Annotated in this window: 1 protein-coding gene; it reads right to left on the bottom strand. The window is 69.4% G+C overall.

Going from position 1 to position 542, the window contains the following annotated elements:
* Nucleotides 1-80: 80 nt before the first annotated feature.
* On the bottom strand, nt 81-542 hold a 462-nt coding region (locus AC1D15_RS36490; protein WP_477829931.1), incomplete at its 5' end, for a sodium:solute symporter family transporter.

Consider the following 542-nt stretch of genomic DNA (forward strand, 5'->3'; position numbering starts at 1 on the left):
GCGTCGTCTGGGTGTGGCAAGGCGAACCCGGGATTCTACTCAGAAATCGGGTGAGTGGACATTTTTCTGTCTTGGCAGATTCAAGGCGAGCGAAGGCGATCGAGGAAAGCCTGCGTCTGCGGCCCCGGCGCCGGCCCCAGCAGGCTGCCGATGACCGTCGCCGCGAAGCCCGCCGGCACGCCGAACACGCCCGCCGAGATCGGCTGAATGCCGAACCACAGCCGCCCCGGCACCTGCACGCCCAGCAGCCCGCGCATCCAGGGCTCGTTCATCGCCATGTAGTACAGCGTCACCGACAGCCCGACCAGCATGCCCAGCACCGCGCCCTGGCGGTTGGCGCGCCGCCAGAACACCCCCAGCACCAGCGCCGGGAAGAAGGCCGAGCCGGCGAACGAGAACGCCGCCGACACCAGGAAGACGATGTCCGCCGGCTTCTGCGTCGCGAGCGCCGCCGCCGCCAGCGCGACCAGCAGCAGCATCACCTTCGACAGCATCACCCGCAGCCCGCCGGCGGCGTGCGGATCGAGCGTGCGGTAGTACAC

Source organism: Rhizobacter sp. P2_H2, from assembly GCF_056403375.1.